Origin of the sequence: Polaribacter haliotis (assembly GCF_014784055.1) — a bacterium.
Taxonomy (GTDB): domain Bacteria; phylum Bacteroidota; class Bacteroidia; order Flavobacteriales; family Flavobacteriaceae; genus Polaribacter; species Polaribacter haliotis.
The window spans coordinates 1,230,139-1,248,117 of sequence record NZ_CP061813.1 but is presented as its reverse complement, the minus strand read 5'-3'; the positions used below and the strand labels follow the sequence as shown (position 1 = coordinate 1,248,117).

Here is a 17,979-nt window from a genome sequence, read left to right as displayed (position 1 = left end):
TTTTTACGAATTATATCAATAAGTTTAACTGAATTAACATATTCACTATGATTAATAAAATCATTGATTTTTCAATCAATAACAAATTTATAATTGGTTTGCTAACGCTTACCATTATCGGAGCTGGTATTTGGAGTATGACCCAAGTACCAATAGATGCAGTTCCAGATATTACAAATAACCAAGTACAGGTCATTACTCAAGCACCAAATTTAGGTACAGAAGATATTGAGCAAATTATTACTTATCCTGTAGAGATTGCTATGAGTAACCTACCTAATGTTCAAGAAATTCGTTCTGTATCTCGTTTTGGTTTGTCTGTAGTTACTATTGTTTTTAACGATGATATGGGGACATATTTACCTCGTCAATTAGTTGCTGAAAAATTGAACGACATCAAAGAACAAATACCTGCTGGTTTTGGTGAACCCTCTATGGGTCCAATTTCATCAGGTTTAGGCGAAATATATCAATATACATTAAAAGTAAAACCTGAATTTAAAGATAAATATTCTGTAACTGATTTACGTACGATGCAAGATTGGATTGTACAACGTCAAATGGCGATGGTAGAAGGTGTTGTAGAAGTAAATGCAATTGGAGGTAAAATAAAACAATATGAAGTCGCTGTTGACCCTAACGAATTACGTGCGATTGGACTAACCATTACCGACGTTTTTGAAGCACTGGAAAATAACAACCAAAATACTGGTGGTGCGTATATCGAAAAAAATCATCAAGCTAATTTCATTCGTGGAGAAGGATTAGCTCGTAGTTTAAATGATATAAAAAAAATTGTTGTAAAAAACACTAATAATATTCCTATTACTATTGGCGATATTGCCAAAGTACAATTTGGTGCTGCTATTCGTTATGGTGCATTAACACAAGATGGCGAAGGAGAAGTTGTAGGTGGTTTGGTAATGATGCTTAAAGGCGCTAATTCTAATGATGTAATAGAAAATGTTAAAGTTAGAATGGCTCAAATTGAAAAATCTTTGCCAAAAGGTGTGATAATTGAACCTTTATTAGACCGAAGTAAACTAATAGCTGAAACAACATCAACTGTAGCAACAAACCTTATTGAAGGTTCATTGATAGTCATTTTTGTCCTTATTTTCTTATTAGGAAACTGGCGTGGTGGCTTAATCGTTGCATCAACCATTCCGCTATCATTATTATTTGCTTTTATATTGATGAATGGATTTGATGTTTGGGCGAATCTAATGAGTTTAGGTGCAATTGATTTTGGTATTATTGTAGATGGCGCAGTAATTATTGTAGAAAGCACCGTTTTTCTCATTGCATCAAAAATATTAAAGAAAAGGAAATTAACATCCAAAGAACGTGATGGCGTTGCAGCAGATGCTTCAAAAAAAATGATGAATGCTGCCTTTTTTGGTCAGCTTATTATTCTAATCGTATTTCTGCCAATATTGGCATTAGAGGGTATTGAAGGGAAAATGTTTAAACCTATGGCATTGACTTTCATTTTTGCAATGATTGGTGCAATGGTGCTGTGTTTGACTTATGTACCAATGATGTCCGCATTAATTTTAAGAGCTCCAAAATCAGAAAAAAAATCTTATGGAGATAAATTTGTGCATTGGGTTGAACATAAATACCAACCTATATTAGAAAAAGCATTAAAAAAGGGAAAACTAATAATTGGTGTTTCTGTTATTTTATTTGGAATTACTGTTTTTATGTTTACAAGAATGGGGGGCGAGTTCATACCTCAACTTGATGAAGGCGATATTGCTTTTCACGCTATTTTAAAACCTGGTAGTTCATTAACTGAAACTATTGAAACGACAACAAAGATTGAGCAAATTGTTAAAACAAAGTTTCCAGAAGTTGAAAAAATTGTAAGTCGAATTGGTGTTGCAGAAATACCTACAGATCCTATGCCTATGGATATTGCAGATATTTTTGTGATTTTAAAACCAAAAAGTGAATGGACTTCAGTTAATTCTAAAGAAGAACTCATTGAGCAAATGAAAGAAGCTGTTGAAATAATTCCTGGTGTAAATTACGAATTTACCCAACCAATTGAAATGCGTTTTAATGAATTATTAGAAGGTGTTAGAGAAGATATAGCTATAAAGATTTATGGTGAAGATATAAATGTATTATCTCAAAAAGCAGAAGAAATATCTAAAATTATTGCAGGTACAGAAGGTATTGGAGATATGAAAGCCGAAGCTACAACTGGCTTACCACAAATTACAATAACGTATAATAGAAATAAATTAGCTCAATATGGCCTTCAAATAAATAAAATGAACCAATTGGTACAATCTGCTTTTGCTGGTGGTACTGCAGGTATCATTTTTGAAGGAGAAAAAAGATTTGATTTAGTAGTAAGATTAAATGCTACCAATCGTAAAAATATTTCTGATGTTCAAAATTTATACATCAATTTACCTTCTGGAAATCAAATTCCTCTTCGTGAAATTGCAGATGTAAGTTATAAAGCTGGCCCAATGCAAATAAGTAGAGATAATACAAATAGGAGAACCTATGTTGGAATAAATGTTAGAGGACGTGACGTAAAATCATTAGTAATGGAAATAAAATCAAAGTTAGATGCCCAATTAGAATTACCAACAGGTTATTTTATACGTTATGGTGGTGCTTTTGAGAATTTAGAACGCGCAAGTAATCGTTTACTAACAGTGGTACCAATTGCATTATTATTAATTTTTGTACTTATTTATTTTGCCTTAAAATCATTACCTCAAACTTTAATGATTTATATCGCAATACCAATGGCAACTATTGGAGGTGTTTTTGCATTATGGTTAAGAGATATGCCTTTTAGTATTTCTGCAGGTGTAGGTTTTATTGTGTTATTTGGTGTTGCAGTTTTAAACGGATTGGTTATGATTAGTGGTTTAAATGAACTAAAAGAAGAAGGTGTAACCAATTTAAAAGATAGAATTATAGAAGGCACAAAACGAAGAATTAGACCAATTATGTTAACTGCTTTTACAGATGTTTTAGGTTTTTTACCGATGGCAATTTCGGCATCAGCTGGTGCAGAAGTGCAACGACCTTTAGCAACGGTTGTAATTGGTGGTTTACTAACTTCTACACTGTTAACATTATTCGTTTTACCAATTTTATATCATTGGGTAGAAAACAAATCATTCAAATTGAGAGCTAACAAAAAAATGATTGCAGCAACAGCTATGGTAGTTTTTCTCTTTTTGTTACCTACAAAAGGAAACGCACAAGATATCAATGATACGTTGCCAGTTATTTCGATGCAAGAAGCTGTGAATTTAGCCAAAGAAAACTACCCTTTATTGAAACAAAAGCAATTAGAAATCAACAAACAAGAGCAGCTTAAAAATACAGCTTACGATTTTGGTACTACTCAAATTTTTACAGGAGGTGAAGAAGTTAATAATGGGAATGGCATTTATACAACTATAGGTATTGGTCAAAACAACATTGATGTGTTTGGTATTTCTGTAAAAAAACATTTGCAAAAACAACGCATTCAATTAGCTCAAAAAGCATTTATTCTTTCAGAATTAGATTTAGAATTGGAAGTAAAAAAAGCGTGGGCAAATGCACTACAAAGTAAAAGGAATTATCATTTATTCAAAGAGTTAGATTCTATTTTTTCAACTTTTGAAAAAGCAGTAGCATTAAATTATGAAGTAGAAGCTATTTCTAAATTAGAATACTCTGCAGCTAAAACTCAAGTACTAAAGATTAAAAACAAGTTGATGCAATCAAAAAGAGAATTTAGGATTGCATTACAACAACTAAATTTATGGCTAGTTACTAATACTTTCTATACCGTTCCTAATAATTTTGAAATATCGCCTGAAATAGATGTTGACGCTTTTAACCCAGAAAAACATCCTTTGTATGCTTTGGCACAATCACAATTTGCAGAAGCAGAAGCAAATTATAAGGCAGCAAAAGCAGATAATTTACCAAAACTAAACCTACAAGGTGGTTTACAAAAAGTAAATGGAAATTCAGGTTTTTACACATATCAAGCAGGTATTTCAATTCCTTTTTTATCAGGTACAAATAAAGCAAAAGTTAAAACTGCAAGAATAGATAAGGAAATTGCTGACACCAACATTCAGTTTAAAAAACAAGAAGTACAATCGAAGTTTAAACAATCAAAAGAGAATTATCAAAAATGGAAAAAAGCTTGGTTCTTCTATAAAATGGAGGTGTTACCTCTTGTAAAAGAACAAAAAGTGGGAGCTTTATTTGCTTATAAAGAAGGAGAGATAGATTACACGAGGTTTACACTACTCATAAAAGAAGCTATTCAATCTGAAATAGAAGCACAAGAAGCATTAATAAATTATTTAGAAAGCACATTCCAATTACAATATTTTAAACTTTAAGAAAATGAAAAACACACGATATATAATCTTAACATTACTAACTGTTTCTTTTTTACTTACTGCTTGTGGAAATAAGGAGAATCAAAAGAATGAAGATGCACATTTGCACAGCGATAATATAAAGTCAGAAACCAAAGAAGCTCATAGTGATGAGGAAGAAGTTCTGCTTTCACAAAAGCAATTTGAAACTTTAAAAATGAAAATTGACACAATAGCCTTAAGAAATTTGGTTGGGTATGTAGAAGCTAATGGTACATTAGAAGTACCTCCTCAAAACGAAGCTGCAATAACTTCAGTAGTTGGTGCAAATGTAGTATCTATAAATGTTATTGAAGGCGACAAAGTAAACAAAGGTCAAGTAGTTGCCTATTTATCACATCCTAATATCATAAAAATGCAAACTGATTATTTGAATGCTTATAGTAACAGTAATTTTTTAAAGAAGAACTACTTACGTCAACAAAAATTATATAATGCAGGAGTTGGCTCTGGTGCAAATTTTCAAAAAGCTGAAGCAGAATATGATGCTTCTAAAGCGATGGCAAACGGCTTAGAAGCACAATTAAAACTATTAAATGTAAATACATCATTGGTAAAAAATGGTACAATTGCTCAAAGAATATCATTAAGAAGTCCAATAGAAGGCTTTGTTCAAAAAGTTGAAGTTAAAACAGGGCAATATGTAGAACCACAAACAGAGCTTTTCGAAATTGTAAATACACATCACGTGCACGCAGATTTAATGGTGTTTGAAAAAGATGTTTATAAAGTTAAAAAAGGTCAGAAAGTGACATTCAATCTACAATCCAATACAGAAGAAGATTTATCTGCAGAAATCTATTCTGTAAGTAAAACATTTGAAGATAATCCTAAAGCTGTTCACGTTCACGCAGAAATTGAAAACAAAAAAGGAAATTTAATTCCAGGTATGTATATAAAAGGTAAAATTCAAGTCGACAATACAGCATCAAGGGCATTACCAGAAAGTGCTGTCATAAAAGAAGGTGATAAATTTTATGTTTTTTCAGTAAAAAAAGAAAATGATGATTGGAGTTTTAAGCCTGTTGAAGTAATTTTAGGAGCTAAAGATGGTAATTGGCTAGCTGTTCAATTTACTCGAAAATTAGACAAATCCACAAAATTTGCATACAACAATGCATATTATTTAATGGCTGAAATGAAAAAAGGAGACGCAGAACACGAACATTAAACTATGAAAACAATAGAACAACTTTTAGAATCAAAAAAGATAAGGGTTACAGCAATGCGTCTATTAATTTATAAATTCCTTGCTAATAAACAAGTAGCAGTTACATTAAGTGATATAGAAAATGCTTTTGAAAAAGCAGATAGAACTACATTGTATAGAACAGTAAAAACCTTTGAAGAAAAAGCGATTGTACATCAAATAGATGATGGTACAGGTATTACTAAATATGCCTTATGTGAAAACGGATGCAATTGTGAAATTGAAACAGATTTACACTTACATTTTCATTGCAATAATTGTAACGAAACAGTGTGCCTAACAGAACATAAAATACCGCAGATAAAAGTGCCAGATGGTTTTGTTTCAGAAAATGTAAATTTAGTAGTAAAAGGGGTTTGCGATAAATGTAGTGGACAATAATTGCACTTCCATTGCATCTTTTTTTTAAGCATTTTTACCTTTTAATATTTAAATAAAAACGCAATGATGTTATTTATATACTTTCTAATATATTTTTTATTAGTTTTTGTAATTAGGTCAGTTTTGTTAAAGATAAAGACTGGCATCAATCCATTAACTTTTAACAAAACAGATGATGCACACGGTTATAACGGTAAAGTATTTACTATAATATCTTTATTGGAACTATTTGTTGTAGGTATTTATGCTTTTAAAATTGAATGGTACAAGTATTTACTAATTTTTTGGTATTTAGAAAGTGATACCTTATTTAAAGTAGGTTGGATATTATTAATTATTTCTCTATTTGTAGTTTGGTTTGCTCAATCACAAATGGCTAATTCCTGGAGAATTGGTATTGATGAGAAGAACAAAACAAAATTAGTAACCAAAGGATTTTTTTCAATTTCAAGAAACCCGATTTTTCTCGGAATTATGATGGCAAATATTGGCTTGTTTTTAGTAATTCCAAATGCCTTTACATTATTGATACTCTCTTTATCTACAATAAGCATTAATACGCAAATTAGATTAGAAGAAGAGTTTTTAAAACGAGAATTTGGGAACGTTTATTTAGAGTATGCAAAAAAAGTAAGACGTTGGTTATAAATTTTTCTAATCTAAAGAATTAAAAAATGATAAATAAAAAGAAAGTTAGTTTAAATGACTTAAAACCTGATTCAGAAAAAGAACATAATCACAATGATGGTCACAACCATAATAATCAATCAAATAATTTCAAAGAGTATTTTCCTGCCATAATTAGTTTTACAATGCTAATAATAGGGATAGCTTTAGATTATTTTAAGGTATTATTCTTTAATGATTGGCAACGAATTATTTGGTATGGAGTTGCTTATCTCCCTGTTGGTTTCCCTGTGGTTAAAGCAGGTTGGAAAAACATAAAAAAAGGCGATGTTTTTACTGAGTTTTTCTTAATGTCGATAGCAACAATAGGCGCATTTGTAATTGGCGAATTTCCTGAAGGTGTGGCAGTAATGCTTTTTTATGCAGTTGGAGAACTATTTCAAGCTGCAGCAGTAAATAAAGCCAAGGGTAATATCAAAGCTTTACTCGACGTTCGTCCAAAGGAAGCCTTGGTTTATCGGAATAATGATTATGTTTCTGTTAACCCTGAAGAAGTTGAAATAGGCGAAAAAGTAAAGGTTCGTGTTGGTGAGAAAATTCCTTTAGATGGTATTTTATTATCCGAAAAAGGGTCTTTCAATACAGCAGCTTTAACTGGTGAAAGCAAGCCAGATACGATTTCAAAAAGTGAAAAAGTATTTGCCGGTAGCATTAATATGGATGGTGTAATAGAAATCGAAACTACAAAAGAATTTAAGGATAGTTCAATTTCTCGAATTCTACATATGGTGCAGAACGCAACAGCTCGTAAATCTAAAACAGAATTATTCATTAGAAAATTTGCTCGTATCTACACTCCTATTGTGGTTTATTTGGCTATTGCGATAACATTTTTACCATACTTTTTTGTAGATGATTATGTGTTTAGAGATTGGCTATATCGTGCATTAATATTTTTAGTAATTTCCTGTCCTTGTGCCTTGGTTATTTCTATTCCTTTAGGATACTTTGGTGGTTTGGGAGCAGCTTCAAAAAATGGAATATTGTTTAAAGGCGCTTCATTTTTAGACGCTATGACCAAGATAAATACATTGATAATGGATAAAACTGGCACTGTAACAAAAGGAGTGTTTAAAATTAAAGAAATTAAAGCCATTAATTGGGAAGAAAAAGAGTTTATGAAATACCTAATGGCAATGGAAGAACAATCTACACATCCTATTGCAAAAGCTATTTTAGAATATAAAGCAGATGGTAAAGATTTTCAAGCTTCAGAAGTATCGGAAATTGCAGGTAAAGGATTAAAAGGAAACGTAAATGGCAAACCTGTTTTAGTGGGTAATAAAGCCTTAATGACAACAAATAATATCGAAGTTTTCAAAGAAATTGAGACGATTGTAGAGTCTATTGTTTTAGTGTCTATTGATAACGCTTTTGCAGGTTATGTTGTGATAGCAGATGAACTAAAAGAAGATGCAAAAGAAACAATTACCAATTTACATAAAGTAGGTATTAAAAAAATAATGATGCTTTCTGGGGATAAGGATTCTATTACGCAAAAAGTAGCAGCAGAATTAAATATTGAAAAAGCTAAAGGCGGTTTATTGCCAGAAGATAAATTGAATGAAGTAGAAAAATTAAAACAAAATTCAGAAAATAAGATTGCTTTTATTGGTGATGGAATTAATGATGCGCCTGTTTTGGCTGCAAGTGATGTTGGTATTGCAATGGGTGGTTTAGGTAGCGATGTTGCTATTGAAACAGCAGATGTTATTATTCAAACAGATCAACCTTCAAAAGTGATAAAAGCAATTCAAATTGGTCGTTCTACAAGAAAAATTGTATGGCAAAATATTGGATTAGCATTTGGTGTAAAAGTGATTGTGTTAATTTTAGGAGCTGGTGGATTAGCTACAATGTGGGAAGCCGTTTTTGCAGATGTAGGTGTTGCGTTATTAGCTATTTTAAATGCTGTGAGATTACAGAAAATGAAATGGAGTGTGAATTAAAAAACAACTCCATAAATTAAATATTAATGAAATATAAATATGTGCGATAAATAAAGTGATAACTAAAATCATACTAATTTAGATATTGGTATGATTTTTTACAGATGAAAAAAATTGAAAAAGATTGAAAAAATTGTTAAAGAATTAGACTATAATTTAGATTTTTTAGAAAAAGAAACAGAAGGAGTATTAGAAAAAGCAGAAGAAAGTATTAGAATAACAAAAAGAGCATTAGAACAAATAAGAATACTTTTTTTAAGGAAAAAATTAATCCCGAAAAACGAAGAGATTGGTTTTTTCAAAAGCATTAAACCTTATGTTTTTAGTAAATTAATATATTATGTCAAATTATTTAGTATAGAAAGTAAAAGACCAAGAAGTAGTAATAAATCTCAAGTAAAATACTTCAATAATCACATAGATAGGCTTCAAAACTATTTTAATGATAATCTAGAATTTTATCATTATTTCAGAAGAGGAGCCATTTTTTTAGATGAAGAATATTTTATGAGAGGTAAAGCAGATATTAGGCTATTTCCAGACTCATTATCATTTTTTACAGATGATAAATTTTCTACGAGTCACGATACAACTGTGGCTACTATTATGGCATATGATATGTTAATCATCTATCTAAAAAGAGAAATAGATAAACTTGAAAACAATAATAGTATGGAAACCAATTTCAATGCATTTAAAAAGCAGTCAAAACTTTTTTGGACTGGAAATAAAACCGATTTAATAGAGCTTATCTATGCACTTCATAGTTCTGGTTCCGTAAATAGTGGTACTGCAGATATTAAAGAAATGGCATCAGCTTGCGAGCAAATGTTTAATATAGACCTTGGTGATTATTATAGGACATTTTTAGAAATTCGTTCACGCAAAATTAATCAAACCAAATTCATAGATAAACTTAAACAATCCTTAGAAAATAAGATGTTAGATTCTGATGAATAAATACCCAAGTTGGGTGTTTTTAAGTGCAAATTATTTACATATAATTTGCACTTTTTTGTTACCAAAAAAAAATAATGAGAATAGCAATCAATGTCAATACAACGTATTAAAAATGTAGATATAAAATTACCCAAGTTGGGTTTTACTTGTGTATAAACTTCAATAAATCATATCATATTTGCCTAACGAAAGTCAAATCGTTGGTTCACACTCACATAATAACAGAAAAATCGTGAACTAAATTAACCAAAAGAAGCTGCTTGAATGTGGGGGCATTCAACAGCTTCTTTACTAAAATTGTTAGAAAATGGCAGCAACTATTATTACTACAGAAGATTTAAGAGAGTTCAAAGAAGAATTATTAGAAGACATTAAAGCAATGATTAACCATCAATCAGGTTTCGCACCTAAAAAATGGTTAAAATCTCCAGAGGTTAGAGACTTGTTAAGTATTTCTCCAGGTACATTACAAAATTTAAGAATCAATGGAACACTCCCCTATTCTAAAGTTGGTGGTGTTATTTATTACGACTACGAAGAAATTCAAAAAGTACTAGAAGAAAATCGCATTCACAACAAGTTCTAAACGTCATTGCGAACAAAGTGAAGCAATCTCATCATAAAAAAAAGGAATATATTATATATAGTCAGAATCTAAATCCGACCTATTTTATTTTTAGTAGAAATTCAATTTTTATGGAACTGGTGAATCCAAAGAGTTTACGGTCTGGATTCGTAAGTGTAATAAAAAGTAGAATTCAAAGAAAATGAAAGTGAGTCTTGATTTTTTGAATACTTTTTGATCAAGCAAAAAAGTATTGATATAAATTATGCAAAACGTAAACTTCATAAAACACCTAAAAGGAGTTCTCTTTCAATTTTCAAAAGACAATCGTTTAAACCCAACACATATAAGCTTGTATGTAGGGTTATTCCAAATCTGGAATAATAATCGATTTCCTGAAGAATTTTATATCAATCGTGAAGAGGTAATGTGCTTTTCTAAAATTGGCTCAAAATCAACATATCATAAATGCATAAAAGATTTAAGTCATTGGAAATATATCATTTACTACCCTTCACACAATCCTTACAAAGGGAGTAAAATTAAGATGTTCAAATTCGAGACAAGTTCTGGACAAGTTGTGGTACACAACAGTACCAAAAATGAGACAAGTACTGGACAAGCACTGGTATCTATTAATAAACATATACAAACTAATAGAAACAATAAAAACAGTATTAAACTTGACCAGCCAAAAAATGAAAAAATAGTAATTGATTTTTTTAAAAAAGAAAAATGGCCAACAATTGAAGCTCAAAAATTCTTCAACCATTACCAAGGAATAGGATGGAAAGTTGGCGGAAAAACAAAAATTGTCAATTGGCAAGCAACAGCAAAAAATTGGATGATAAAAGCAGAAGAAATAAAAAACAAAGAAAACCAAAATCCAGTTAGCCAAAATCAAGACAACCTAAAGACAAGTAAAAATAAAAATTACAATGAACCTCTCTAAATGTCATTGCGAGGCGTTTACGACGTGGCAATCTCATTATCAAAAACTATGAATAATACACCCCACATAATTCAAGAAGGAAGTGTCCAGTACCAAATAGGAAATCAAAAAGGAAATCAAATAATATACGATTTTCCAAAAATGTTAATCTATTTAGAAGCAAAAGGGAAGTTATTATTTGGTAGAAACTTTAAAATTTACCCAGAAGACGAAATAATTTTATACAAACTGTGTATTTACTTTATTCGTGATATCGAAACTTGTAAGAAATTAGAAATAGATCCTAATAAAGGAATTTTATTATCTGGTCCAGTAGGTTGTGGCAAAACTAGTTTAATGAAATTATTACCATTCATAGTACCTCATCAAAATCAACATAGTCTAATCCCAGCAAGAAATATCACGTTCAGTTTTAATAAAAATGGTTATAAAATTATTGAAGATTATGGCAATAATGGCTTTTATTGTTTTGATGATTTAGGAGTAGAAACTACAGGTCGTCATTTTGGTAAAGATTGCAATGTAATGGGAGAAATCCTTTTATCACGTTACGATTTATTCCTAAAAAGAAAACTAAGAACTCACGCTACGACTAACTTAAACGCTCAGGAATTAGAAAATAGATATGGTATTCGAGTACGTTCAAGAATGCGTGAATTATTTAATTTAGTTGCTTTTGAAAAGGAAAGTATTGATAAGAGAGTTTAAAAGAATTATAAACCTGCATTGCTATTCGGTTTCAACTCAATATATTTGTCTAATACACTAATTAATTGTACTTCTATGACTATAAATCGTAAAAAAGTAGTTTTAGCTGAAAAAAATAAAAAGAATAAATGGTTAGCTCAAGAACTTGGTAAAAGTCAATCTACCATTTCAAATTGGTGTACTAATGAAAGTCAACCATCTTTAGAAACCCTTATTGATATAGCTAATGTTATAGATGTGGACGTAAGAGAATTAATTAATTCAATGAAAACTAATGAGTAGTAAAATTGACAATGTAAAATTAGAGCTTACAGCTTTGCTATCTAAAAATCCTCCTGATTTTGGTAAAATTTTATCTCTTTCTAATGAATTAGCTAAATTAGATCCAGAACATCAAAGATTTTTTGTTGATGCAAAAACTCTAATACACTTAGGAAGAGATAGTATTAAAGATCATTCAACTGCGCTACTAGAATTAGTAAAGAACAGTTATGATGCAGATGCTAAAAATGTAGACATTGAAATATTCTCTATAACAACAGATTTGATAAGAGTAGCTGATAATGGCTTCGGAATGACCGAAGATGAGTTGAAAAATAATTGGTTAAGAATTGGTTTTTCAGAGAAACGTCAGCAGAAAAAAAGCAAATTAGGAAGAAGAAAAACTGGAGAAAAAGGTATTGGAAGAATTTCAACTGATAGACTAGGTTCTCAACTAGAAATAAGAACAAAATCAAAAGATTCTGAACTTACTGGTATAAAATTAAATTGGGATGATTTCGATGTTGAAGGTAAAAACATATCTGATATTAGAGTACAATTATTTAAACCTGACTCAATAAATTTACCTAAGTTATTAGGAGAGGTTGCTAAAACTGGAACTGAAATTCTTATCTCTAAACAAAGACAACCTTGGAGTAAAAATAATATTGAAAACCTATATCAAGAATTATCAGCTTTAACTCCACCATTTGAAGATGTTGTTGATTTTGGTATTTCATTAACTAATGATATCCAACCAACCATTTCTGAAAAAATAGACACTAACTATTTAAATGCAGCAGAAATTGAAATCGAAGCTTATTATGATGGAAAAGGTTCGGAAATAGTTTATACCTATTGGGATAAATACAATAAAAAAGAAATAATTGAAAAAATAGATTGGCAAAATCTTATTTCAAAGTCAAATTTTAATGACAAGCAAGAGTTATCAGACTCTTTAAGATGTGGTCCAGTCACGCTAAAATTATATTTCTTTTTAAGAGAATCAGCATCTGTTAGAGATATGGATTTTAATCTAAGTTCTCTTAGAGAATTTTTAGATAATAATGCAGGAATCAAGGTTTATAGAGATAAAATTGTCGTCAAACCTTATGGTTTTCCTAGCTCTCAATTTGGTTATGATTGGTTAGAATTAGCAGATAGAAAGGCAAAAGACCCTGCAGGTTTAAGTAGAGCTGAAAATTATAGAGTAACACCTAATCAATTGGTAGGAGGTGTTTTCATTACAAGAGACTCTAATGTTGCGTTAGCAGATAGCGCAGCAAGAGAAGGGTTAGTAGAATCTGAGGCTTTTTATGATTTAAGAAGTTTAACTTTAGGTTCAATCAATATGCTTGAATCATATAGAACAAAACTAATTCCTAAAATTAAAAGTTCAAAAGCATTAAACAAAAAAGTTTCAACAGAAACTCAAACAGATAAATTAATAAAAGCCTTGTCTAATATAGAACAAGATTTAGATGATATTAATTCAAATATTCAAGGAAGTAAAGATATTGACAATGAAACAAAGGTTAAAGTTCAAAAGAACATTACAAACTTAAGCCGTACAACTAGTAAAGTTGAAAAAACTATTACAGATTTACTTAACTGGAATAGAACTCTAAGTGGTTTAGCCACAATTGGTATATCATCAGCTGTATTTGGTCACGAAACAGAAGGTTCAATAACTCAATTTAAAGGGTCTGTTTCTACAGCTAAATTATTATTAAATAGAAAAGAGCCAAATATTGAAAAGGCTGTTTCTGAATTAGATAAAGCAATCCGTTATTCTAAAAGAGTAGCAGCTTGGGGTGCATATGCATTAACAAGAGTTCAACGTGAAAAAAGAAACAAAAAAAACACTAATATAAAACGAACAATAGAGTCAGTTGTAACTGAATTAAAACCTGCATTTTCAGCAGCTTCTATTTCAATAAACACCATATTAAAGAATATGTTTTCTAATACTTATCAAATGGATATTGAAACTATTCTAATTAATCTATTAACTAATTCTTATACTGCTGCTACTCAAAAACCTGGAGAAAGAAAAATAGTAATCACTCTTTCTTTCGAAGATAAGAAAAAATCAAAAAAAACATATTTAGAAGGTTATATGATAACTGTTTCAGATTCTGGTCCAGGAGTTTCAAAAGAATTCAGTCATAGAGTATTTGAACCCTTATTTTCAACTAAACTTAATCCGTCAAAAGGTAGTAAAAGTATTGGTACAGGATTAGGTTTAACTGTAGTTAGTTCAATTGTTAGGGATTTGAAAGGGGAAATATCCTTTGATCAAGATCCAATATTAAAAGGGGCTCGTTTTAAAGTGTGGCTACCATTAGAAAAAAAGAATGAATAAGATAGGAATTATTGATGATAATAAAGACCAAAGAGAAACTTTACAATTAGCTTTAGAAGCACACCTAGAAAACAGGGACTCTTCTTTAGAAGTTGTTGATATTTTCCCTTTTGATACTGAAGACTTTACGGAATATTTTGAATGGATTCAAGAAAATGACATTTGTTGTCTAATATTCGACGAAAGAATGCATAATGAGTCTGAGAATAATATTGGTCCCGTAGGATATAGAGGCAACGAATTAGTTACCATTGTCAGAAACAAATTTAAAGATATTCCAATCTATGTAATTACTTCAAACAAAAGTGATGAAGATTTGCAAGAAAAGTTTAGTGAATTTGAAGACATTATTGATCGACAAGAATTTACAGATGAAGGAGAAAGATATGTAGATAGGTTTATTAGGGCTTCACAAAGGTATCTAGACGAGAATACAAGTGAACTTGAAGAGTTTCAACAACTATCAGAATTGGTAGCATCTGGGAAGAACGATAAAAAAGATTTAATTAGGCTACGTGCATTACAATTAAAACTTAACCTGCCTTTAGATAGTGGTCTTGGTGAAAGGAAAGATTGGTTAGACGAATATGAAAATCAAATCAAATTTTTAGAAGAATTACAGAAAAAAATTGAATCAAAAATCACAGAATAGTGAACTGGCAGAAGATTATAAAAGATAAAGAAAAACAACCAACAGTTGGAACATATTCAGATTGGAAAGAACAAATTGCAGAAGAATGCTTTTATCAATGTATTTATTGCTCTATTAATGAGGCTCAATTTGGAGGTATAGACCATTATCATATTGAGCATTATAAACCTAAATCAATTGAGCGATTTAAGGCTTTAGAAAATGACATTTGTAATTTATTTTACAGTTGTCCTATTTGCAATAGGTTTAAAAGTTATGATTGGCCTAATGATGAAGAGGATTTAGAAAAAGTTTGTTACCCCAATCCTTCAGTTTATAATTATTCTGATTTATTTGCAGTCAGTCCAATAAATTACAAAGTTAGTGGCATCTATGCTAGTACACGATATATGACAGAAAGATTATATTTAAATAGACCACAACTCTTATATGAAAGAAGAGAATCATTTTTAAAACAAAGAGAGGAAGAAGTTTCTAAAGCAATTGAATTTCTTCAAGAAAAGATTGACGATATAAATCTATTAAAAGAATCTTTATCTGGGATATTAGCATTAAACAAAACTTTACAAAAACGTAGTCAAATTCGTCCATATAAACTTGCAGAAATTAGGAAATGAATAAAAAAAATTTAGGCTCATATTATACACCAATTAGGTTGTCAGATTTCATTGCAGATTATTGTCTTGAAAGCTTAAATCAAGATACCATTTCTATACTTGAACCAAGTGTAGGTGATGGTAATTTTGTTGCTGCTATTTCTAAAAATAATCAAATAGAAAGGTTTCAAAATATATCATTAACTATTGTAGAAAGAGAGGTTGATGAATTAAATAAAGCTATCAAAAAATGTAATAAAGAGTTTAATTTACATTCATTCAATTGTGATTACTTAGATTTTCACAATTCAAATACTAACTTATTTTCACTTATTATTGGTAATCCGCCTTATATAAAGAGTAATTTACTTTCAGAAAAACAAAGAGATATATGTAATTCAATTCATACAAATAGTGGTTTAAAAGATAAGAGAATAAATAATATTTGGACTGCTTTTTTAGTTAGTAGTATTCAAAAACTTGAAGAAGACGGTATTTTAGCATTTGTCTTACCTCTAGAACTACTGCAGGTTAAGTTTTCAGAAGAAATAAGAGATTTATTGCAATCAAGCTTTCAACGTTTAGAAGTTTTTATGTTTGACGAGCTACAGTTTCAAGAATGTAAAGGTCAAGACACTGTGCTTATTATAGGTTATAAGCAACACATTACTCCAGGTACTTTTTATACAACTATCAAAAATCTTATTGATTTAGAAACTAGAAATTTTGTATTGATGCAGAATATTTCAGTATCTGAGTCTAACAAAAAATGGACTCATCATTATATTACTCCAGAAGAACATTCTTTTTTAGAGAATGTAAAAAAAGAATTACTCACTGTTTCAGACTATGTAGATAATAAAGCTGGTATTGTTACAGCTGCTAATAATTATTTTATAATTGATAAAGATACCTTGGGTAAATATGCACTAGAAGAATATGCTAAACCTATTGTTCAAAAAGGAGTTTTTGTGAATGGTTCTGTAGCTTTTAATAAATATGATTATTCCAAATTAATAGAAGATAATAAACCTGCATATTTATTAGATTTTAACAATTTAGATACTTGTAATTTACCAACTAATGTAAAAGAATATATATTATTAGGTGAAGAAGAAAAACTTCAAAATAGATTTAAATGTAAACAACGTAATAACTGGTATCAAGTTCCAAATATTGCAAAACAATCGCAAGCTTTCTTTTTTAAAAGAGCTCACGAATACCCTAAATTATTAAAGAATGAAGCCAATGTTTTTGTAACTGATAGCGCTTATAACATAGCTATAAAAGATGATTTTAAATTAAATGATTTTATATTCTCTTTTTATAATTCGTTAACTTTAGCTTTTGCTGAGTTAGAAGGTCGTTATTATGGTGGTGGTGTTTTGGAGCTTACTCCAAATGAATTTAGAATTCTACCTATACCAATGTCTTTGCATAATAATTTTACCACCTATAAAAAAGATTTTAAAAACAAGAAAAACATTGAAGATGTTTTAAAAAAGTACAATCATCAGATTTTAAATAATTCACTAAATCTTGACACTAGAGAGATAAATAAAATTGAATTAATAAGGAAAAAGCTTGTAAACAAAAGACATCGTAAATAGTCTTTTCAAAATTCCCCACAAACCAAAATCCAGTTTGTTGCAAAAGCAAAAAATGGCTGTCTTTTAGTTTATTCCGCGCACCAACTCAAGTTTAGCGTTTTAAAACGCTATAGGTAGTTGCATTTTAAAGCTTATTTCATTCGCACTCTCATTGCATAACTCTAAAAAGCAACACGTTTTTATTATTTCATAAAACACAAAACTCCCCAAAGCTATCTTTACATAATGCGCAGTTATATACACATTCATTCACTTTCTGGTCTATAACGCCATTATGTAAAATAGCCGCTCTTCCATCTCGCAAATCCTTTATTAATAATAAAATTTAGTTATTTTAACAATATTCCGTAATTGTTGCATTGTTTTTATAAGTGCTTATTTGTAATTTTAAATTAACATTACTAAAACTATTATAATTTCAGTTTATATTACAATTATAAAGCACCCATAAAATCAAAAAAAACCAATAAGATTATTGTTTTTTATTTGCTATAAAATGAAGTTAATATTGGTTTCACTAAAAGCAAATGCAAATAGTGTTTTATTAAAATTACGTATAAAATCTCAACATTAAGTCTTGCAAAAAAAAATATAAAGCATTCACTTTTAACAAAACCAATCAAGGAAATTGGAACAAAACAAATAAAAAACAATACACTTAT

Annotated in this window: 14 protein-coding genes; all 14 read left to right on the top strand. The window is 29.8% G+C overall.

The genetic code is table 11. From position 1 onward, the window contains the following. The first annotated feature begins 47 nt into the window (after positions 1 to 47). Positions 48 to 4,382 carry a CusA/CzcA family heavy metal efflux RND transporter gene (locus H9I45_RS05180; protein WP_088352996.1) on the top strand — a complete coding sequence of 1,445 codons (4,335 nt, stop codon included), beginning with the start codon at positions 48 to 50 and terminating at the stop codon, positions 4,380 to 4,382. A 4-nt stretch (positions 4,383 to 4,386) separates the two neighbouring features. Then, positions 4,387 to 5,592: an efflux RND transporter periplasmic adaptor subunit gene (locus H9I45_RS05175; RefSeq protein WP_088352995.1), complete on the top strand. Its 1,206-nt coding sequence runs from the start codon at positions 4,387 to 4,389 to the stop codon at positions 5,590 to 5,592. Between the two features lie 3 nt (positions 5,593 to 5,595). After that, positions 5,596 to 6,012 carry a Fur family transcriptional regulator gene (locus H9I45_RS05170; protein WP_088352994.1) on the top strand — a complete coding sequence of 139 codons (417 nt, stop codon included), beginning with the start codon at positions 5,596 to 5,598 and terminating at the stop codon, positions 6,010 to 6,012. Between the two features lie 123 nt (positions 6,013 to 6,135). After that, complete coding sequence (locus H9I45_RS05165; RefSeq protein WP_228455058.1) at positions 6,136 to 6,660, top strand: methyltransferase family protein; 525 nt, start codon at positions 6,136 to 6,138, stop codon at positions 6,658 to 6,660. A gap of 29 nt (positions 6,661 to 6,689) precedes the next feature. Beyond that, on the top strand, positions 6,690 to 8,648 hold the full coding sequence (locus H9I45_RS05160) for a heavy metal translocating P-type ATPase (protein ID WP_088353038.1): 1,959 nt from the start codon (positions 6,690 to 6,692) through the stop codon (positions 8,646 to 8,648). 114 nt (positions 8,649 to 8,762) lie between these two features. Then, the gene (locus tag H9I45_RS05155; protein WP_088352992.1) at positions 8,763 to 9,608 is read left to right on the top strand and encodes an RteC domain-containing protein; all 846 of its coding nucleotides are present in this window, start codon (positions 8,763 to 8,765) and stop codon (positions 9,606 to 9,608) included. Between the two features lie 307 nt (positions 9,609 to 9,915). Then, on the top strand, positions 9,916 to 10,194 hold the full coding sequence (locus H9I45_RS05150; RefSeq protein ID WP_088352991.1) for a helix-turn-helix domain-containing protein: 279 nt from the start codon (positions 9,916 to 9,918) through the stop codon (positions 10,192 to 10,194). 244 nt (positions 10,195 to 10,438) lie between these two features. After that, positions 10,439 to 11,125: a hypothetical protein gene (locus H9I45_RS05145; RefSeq protein ID WP_088352990.1), complete on the top strand. Its 687-nt coding sequence runs from the start codon at positions 10,439 to 10,441 to the stop codon at positions 11,123 to 11,125. A gap of 48 nt (positions 11,126 to 11,173) precedes the next feature. After that, positions 11,174 to 11,833 carry a P-loop NTPase family protein gene (locus H9I45_RS05140; RefSeq protein WP_088352989.1) on the top strand — a complete coding sequence of 220 codons (660 nt, stop codon included), beginning with the start codon at positions 11,174 to 11,176 and terminating at the stop codon, positions 11,831 to 11,833. Between the two features lie 45 nt (positions 11,834 to 11,878). Further along, positions 11,879 to 12,115 (top strand): helix-turn-helix transcriptional regulator, encoded by a 237-nt coding sequence (locus H9I45_RS05135; RefSeq protein WP_422897666.1) that lies wholly within the window; start codon positions 11,879 to 11,881, stop codon positions 12,113 to 12,115. Continuing rightward, positions 12,108 to 14,459 carry a sensor histidine kinase gene (locus H9I45_RS05130; protein WP_088352987.1) on the top strand — a complete coding sequence of 784 codons (2,352 nt, stop codon included), beginning with the start codon at positions 12,108 to 12,110 and terminating at the stop codon, positions 14,457 to 14,459. The genes H9I45_RS05135 and H9I45_RS05130 overlap by 8 nt, the downstream gene beginning before the upstream one ends. Next, on the top strand, positions 14,452 to 15,111 hold the full coding sequence (locus H9I45_RS05125; RefSeq protein WP_088352986.1) for a response regulator: 660 nt from the start codon (positions 14,452 to 14,454) through the stop codon (positions 15,109 to 15,111). Before H9I45_RS05130 ends, H9I45_RS05125 begins: the two co-directional genes overlap by 8 nt. Further along, a complete protein-coding gene (locus tag H9I45_RS05120; protein ID WP_088352985.1) occupies positions 15,111 to 15,728 on the top strand; it encodes an HNH endonuclease family protein in 618 nt (205 codons plus the stop codon). Before H9I45_RS05125 ends, H9I45_RS05120 begins: the two co-directional genes overlap by 1 nt. Further along, positions 15,725 to 17,317: an Eco57I restriction-modification methylase domain-containing protein gene (locus H9I45_RS05115; RefSeq protein WP_088352984.1), complete on the top strand. Its 1,593-nt coding sequence runs from the start codon at positions 15,725 to 15,727 to the stop codon at positions 17,315 to 17,317. Before H9I45_RS05120 ends, H9I45_RS05115 begins: the two co-directional genes overlap by 4 nt. The last annotated feature ends 662 nt before the right edge of the window (positions 17,318 to 17,979 follow it).

Bases quoted from the DNA above. Each gene is read 5' to 3' on its own strand.
- H9I45_RS05130 (WP_088352987.1), top strand. From the start codon at position 12,108: ATGAGTAGTAAAATTGACAATGTAAAATTAGAGCTTACAGCTTTGCTA.
- H9I45_RS05180 (WP_088352996.1), top strand. From the start codon at position 48: ATGATTAATAAAATCATTGATTTTTCAATCAATAACAAATTTATAATT.
- H9I45_RS05125 (WP_088352986.1), top strand. From the start codon at position 14,452: ATGAATAAGATAGGAATTATTGATGATAATAAAGACCAAAGAGAAACT.
- H9I45_RS05170 (WP_088352994.1), top strand. From the start codon at position 5,596: ATGAAAACAATAGAACAACTTTTAGAATCAAAAAAGATAAGGGTTACA.
- H9I45_RS05145 (WP_088352990.1), top strand. From the start codon at position 10,439: ATGCAAAACGTAAACTTCATAAAACACCTAAAAGGAGTTCTCTTTCAA.
- H9I45_RS05140 (WP_088352989.1), top strand. From the start codon at position 11,174: ATGAATAATACACCCCACATAATTCAAGAAGGAAGTGTCCAGTACCAA.
- H9I45_RS05175 (WP_088352995.1), top strand. From the start codon at position 4,387: ATGAAAAACACACGATATATAATCTTAACATTACTAACTGTTTCTTTT.
- H9I45_RS05115 (WP_088352984.1), top strand. From the start codon at position 15,725: ATGAATAAAAAAAATTTAGGCTCATATTATACACCAATTAGGTTGTCA.
- H9I45_RS05150 (WP_088352991.1), top strand. From the start codon at position 9,916: ATGGCAGCAACTATTATTACTACAGAAGATTTAAGAGAGTTCAAAGAA.